3 protein-coding genes are annotated in these 4,534 nt (G+C 69.7%); all 3 read right to left on the reverse strand.

The features are described from left to right. Positions 1–36: 36 nt before the first annotated feature. Positions 37–936, reverse strand: a complete 900-nt coding sequence (locus GRF61_RS23365) for a transporter substrate-binding domain-containing protein (protein WP_169153013.1) — start codon at positions 934–936, stop codon at positions 37–39. 353 nt (positions 937–1,289) lie between these two features. Beyond that, positions 1,290–2,624: a sigma-54 dependent transcriptional regulator gene (locus GRF61_RS23370; protein ID WP_169153014.1), complete on the reverse strand. Its 1,335-nt coding sequence runs from the start codon at positions 2,622–2,624 to the stop codon at positions 1,290–1,292. After that, positions 2,621–4,534: ATP-binding protein (locus tag GRF61_RS23375; protein WP_348982469.1), on the reverse strand; the 1,914-nt coding region annotated here is incomplete at its 5' end. The genes GRF61_RS23370 and GRF61_RS23375, both read right to left, overlap by 4 nt.

The raw sequence follows: 4,534 nt of genomic DNA on the forward strand, positions 1-4,534 counted from the left end.
GTTGGGGCCGGCGGGGAGCGGGCCCGCGCGAGGGCCTTACTCGACGCCCTTGTCGGTCGGGTTCTCGATGGCCGCCTTCAGCACCGGGCTCATCGGGAAGTTGAGGTTCACGTTGCGCGGCGGAATCGGGTTCATGAACCACTTTTCGTACAGCTTGGTGGCCTCGCCGGACTTCATCGTGGCGATCAGCGCCTTGTCCACCACCGCCTTGAATTCGGGGTCGTCCTTGCGCAGCATCACGCCGTAGGGCTCGTCGCGCAGCGAAGGGCCGACGATGGCGTAGGCGGAGGGGTTCTTGGAGTTGGCGATGAGGCCAGCGATGAGGATGTCGTCCATCACGAAGGCGGCGGCGCGGCCGCTCTCCACCATCAGGAAGGAGTCGGCGTGGTCCTTGCCGTAGAGGTTGCGCAGGTTGATGGACTTGCCGCGCTGGTTCTGCTTGATCAGGCCGTCGGAGGTGGTGCCGGTGGTGGTCACGACCGGCTTGCCTTCCAGGTCGGTGATGTCGTTGATGCCGGAGTCCTTGCGCACGCCCATGCGCACGCTGGTGATGAAGTAGGCCACCGAGAAGCCCACTTGCTGCTGGCGCTGCACGCTGTTGGTGGTGGAGCCGCACTCGATGTCTATGGTGCCGTTCTGCATCAGCGGAATGCGGTTCTGCGAGGTCACCGCCTGGTACTTCACCTGCAGGTTGGGCGCCTTCAGCTCCTCCTTCACCGCGTCCACCACCTTGGCGCAGAGGTCCATCGCATAGCCCACCGGCTTCTGGTCGGCGTCCAGATAGGAGAAGGGCACCGAGGATTCGCGGTAGCCCACGGTGATCGCACCGGCGTCCTTGATCTTCTTCAGCGAGCCGGTGAGTTCGGCGGCTTGCGCGGGGGCGGCGAGGCCTCCCGCAGTGAGACACAGGGCGATGACGGTGAGGGATTTGCGCATGACCAGTCTCCAATCTACGTTCGAAAGTACGTTCGAGAAGGCGGACGAGTGCTTCGCCCGTTGCCTGCGGTTATCGCACGTAATGTGCCAATGCCCGGTTTCATCCTAGCTCCTTGATCCGATTGGGGTTGATCCGGGTAGACCCGCGCCCGGCGTTCGGGAACCCGTGCCGGTGCCCGGTCCTCTGTTCGGAAATCCGAACGCCATGGGCGGGAGCGGCGGCGGCTTGCATGTGCGCAGCCGGCGCCGGCCCGGCCCGTTTTCCGGCGGTCTCCTCTTTTCCGTCCTTGTCACCGGTGGCCATCCGCCCGGCCCATGGATCTTGTCATCAAGCGCGCCGATGACGGGCCGCTTCAACCCTCGCGCGGCGTCAGCCCGTGCTTGCGGATCTTGTCGTGCAGCGTGGTCTTGGGCACCCGCAGCGCCTCGGCGGCGCGGCTGAGGTTGCCGCCGTGGCGGCGCAGGGTCTCGTCGATGAGGTTGCGCTCGAAGCGGTCCACCATCTCCGCCAGCGAGGGCGCGTCGCTGCGCTCGGCGGTGCCGAGCACGCTGTTGCCCACGCCCAGCACCAGGCAGTCGGCCACATTGCGCAGCTCGCGCACATTGCCCGGCCAGGGGTGGGCCATCAGGCGGTGGGTCTGCTCGGCGCTCATCTGCGGCAGCGGGCGGTCGTAGCGCTGGGCCGCCTGCAGCATGAAGTGCTCCAGCAGCAGCGGCACGTCCTCGCGGCGTTCGCGCAGCGGCGGCAGCTCCACGGTGACGACGTTGAGGCGGTAGTAGAGGTCGGCGCGGAAGCGGCCCTGGCCGGCCAGTTCCAGCAGGTCGTCCTTGGTCGCCGCCACCACCCGGGTGTCCACCGGCAGCAGCTGGTTGGAGCCCAGGCGCTCTATCACCCGCTCCTGCAGCACCCGCAGCAGCTTGATCTGCACCGCCATCGGCATGCTTTCCAGCTCGTCCAGGAACAGGGTGCCGCCGCTGGCGTGCTCTATCTTGCCGACGCGGCGCTTCTGCGCGCCGGTGAAGGCGCCGGCCTCGTGGCCGAACAGCTCGCTGTCGAGCAGGTTGTCCGGCAGGCCGCCGCAGTTGAGGGCGACGAAGTTAGCCTTGCGGCGCGGGCCGAGGTCGTGCAGGCAGCGGGCGACCAGCTCCTTGCCGGTGCCGGTCTCGCCGCGCACCAGCACGTCCACCGTCTTGCCGGCGACGTCGAGGATGAGCTGGCGCAGCCGCTCCATCTGCGGCGAGCGGCCGATCAAGGCCGCGTCCAGGCCCTCGCGCCGCTCCAGGCGGCGGCGCAGGTCGGCAACTTCCAGCGCCAGCGCGCGCTTGTCCAGCGCGCGATGCACCACCTCGATCAACAGTTCCGGGGCGAAGGGCTTCTGGATGAAGTCGTAGGCGCCGCTGCGCATCGCCTCCACCGCCAGGGTGACGTCGCCGTGGCCGGTGATCATGATCACCGGCAGCGCCGGGTCCAGCTCGTGAGCACGGCGCACCACCGCCATGCCGTCGGCGCCGGGCAGGCGCATGTCGGTGACGACGATGCCGGCGAAGTCCTGCGTCAGCCGGCGCAGCCCTTCTTCCGCGCTGGCGCAGCCGGTGACCGGGATGCCGGCCAGCTCCAGCGCCTGCTCGCAGCCGAGGCGGACGTCGGGGTCGTCTTCGATGATGAGTACGGAAAGCGCTGTTTTCATGGGGCGGGCGGCTCCGGGGCCGCGGGCAGGAAGACGGTGAAGAAGGCGCCGCCGCGGGCGCGGTTGTCGGCCACCAGGTCGCCGCCGAACTCGCGCACGATGTCGCGCGAGATGGCCAGCCCCAGCCCCAGCCCCTCGCCGGCCGGCTTGGTGGTGAAGAAGGGCTCGAACAGGCGGTTCTGCAGCGTGGTCGGCAGGCCGACGCCGGTGTCGCCCACCCGCAGCACCACCCGGCCGTCGCCGTGGGTGTAGGCGCCCAGGTCCAGCTCGCGCACCGCCTGGCCGCGCATGGCGTCGATGGCGTTGGAAATGAGGTTCACCAGCACCTGCTCCAGCCGGTTCTGGTCGCACCAGGCCACTGCCCGGCCCGGCTCGCAGCCGTTGTGCACCGTGATGTCGGCGCGCTTGAGGCGCTGGTCGAGCAGGAACAGGGCATTGGCCACCGCATGGGCCACGTCCACCCGCGCCGGCACCGCCGGCGATTTGCGGGCGAAGGTCTTCAGCGGCGTGATGATGCCGCCCATCTGGTCGATCAGGCGGCCGATGATGCCCAGGTTCTTCTCGGCGGTGGCGAGGTCGCCGCGGCGGATGAACTCGATGGCGTTGCCCGACAGCGTGCGCATCGCCCCCAGCGGCTGGTTCAGCTCGTGGGTGATGCCGGTGGCCAGCCGCCCCAGCACCGCCAGCTTGGCCGCCTGCACCAGCTCGTCCTGCGCCGCGCGCAGCGTCTGCTCGGCATGCTGGCGCTCGGCGATTTCCTTGCGCAGGCGGGCGATGGACTCGGTGAGGGCGCGGGTGCGGCGGCCCACCTTGCCCTCCAGTTCGGCATTGGCGCGCTGCAGCAGCGCCTGCGCCTCCAGCTTCTCCTGCAGGATGCGGCGGCGCTGGGCGATCACCAGCAGCAGCAGGATGAGGAAGCCGGCGCCGACCACGGTGAGCGCCGCATGGGTGGCGGCCTGGCGGCGCACCGGCGTTACCTCGGAGAACACCAGCAGCTTCCAGCCGGTGTCCGGCAGCCCGCGTGACTGGGCGAGGTAGAAGCCGCTGTTGTGCGGCAGCGTGGGCGGCAGCACCAGCCTGTTGTCGAAGCGCGCGGTGCTGCCGTTCTCCTCGCCGCCGGCGAGGGTGACCGGCAGGCGGCCGATGGGGCGGTTGTTGTACAGCCGGTCGGCGGCGATCTGCGCCTTGTCGTCCTCGCCCAGCGGTGCCAGCGCGGTGTACAGCCAGGCCGGCACCGAGGTGAGGATGACCACGCCCTTGTCATCGGCGATCAGCGCCGGCGAGCCCAGCGAGGTCCAGGTCTCGTCCAGGTCGGCGAAGCCGATCTTGATCACCGCCACGCCCAGCAGGCGGCCGGCGTTCATCACCGGGTGGGAGACGAAGTAGCCCGGATCGCCCCGGGTGGTGCCGATGGCGAAGTGGCGGCCGACCTTGCCCTGCATGGCGCTGCGGAAGTAGGGGCGGAAGGAGAGGTCCTCGCCGACGAAGCTGTCCGGCTGGTTCCAGTTGCTGGCGGCCACCGCATGGCCGTTGGCATCGAGGATGAAGATGGCGATGCTGCCGATGCTGTGGTTGAGCCGCTCCAGGTAGCGGTTGGCGGCGTCCGCCCGGCCGGCGTCGCCCGGCAGGCGCAGCAGGCTGTTCACCTCCGGGCTCAGCTCCACCGTGGCCGGCAGGTGGGCGTAGCGGTTCACCACCGCGTCCACCGCCGCGGCGAACAGGTCCAGTCGGTGGCTGGCTTCCACCCGCAGCGCCTGCATGCCCACATGCTCGCTCAGCCGGTAGCCGCCGAAGCCGGCCAGGCTCACCAGTACCACGCACAGCGCGAGCAGCAGCGGATGCGGCGGATGGGCCGGGCGACGAAAGGCGGGAGCCGGCTGGGGAAGGGCGTCGGTTTCCATGGGGAGGCG

Origin of the sequence: Azoarcus sp. TTM-91 (assembly GCF_012911025.1) — a bacterium.
Classification (GTDB): domain Bacteria; phylum Pseudomonadota; class Gammaproteobacteria; order Burkholderiales; family Rhodocyclaceae; genus Azoarcus.